The organism is Photobacterium sp. R1 (genome assembly GCF_054600795.1).
Genome location: NZ_BAAHZP010000231.1, coordinates 1 through 360 on the forward strand (window position 1 = coordinate 1; position 360 = coordinate 360).

Annotated in this window: 1 protein-coding gene and 1 pseudogene; one reads left to right on the plus strand and one right to left on the minus strand. The window is 56.7% G+C overall.

Translation table 11 applies throughout. The annotated features are described in order from the left end of the window. Positions 1-188: double zinc ribbon domain-containing protein (locus ACYP03_RS24805; RefSeq protein ID WP_459782499.1), on the minus strand; the 188-nt coding region annotated here is incomplete at its 3' end. Between the two features lie 46 nt (positions 189-234). On the opposite strand from ACYP03_RS24805, the pseudogene ACYP03_RS24810 reads away from it, so the two are divergent. Further along, a pseudogene (locus tag ACYP03_RS24810) lies at positions 235-360 on the plus strand (pimeloyl-ACP methyl ester esterase BioH); the annotation flags it as partial.

Sequence of the window (360 nt, forward strand, 5' to 3'; positions counted from 1 at the left end):
GGCTGACGCAGGCAGTAGCCGCAGTGGCTGACGGTCTCAAGTGTGGTGGCCCCGCAGCACTGGCAATAAGGCGGTGCAGGCAGGCTGGTCAGACAGTGCTGACACCAGTAGTGATCACCGTCACGCAGTGGTAAACGGCACAAGGCACATCGCTGATTTGGCCAACGAAAGATTGATCTTACAGCCACAGGGGATAACATCCTTGGCATCCGGTTTGAAGTGAAGGAAGTGTACATGACGGCATCTGTCTACTGGCAAGCATTTGGTCAGAACCCGGCTCAGGGTTCCGATCTGGTTCTCATTCATGGCTGGGGCATGAATGGTGCCGTCTGGCAGCATCTGGTGCCGCAACTGGAAGCG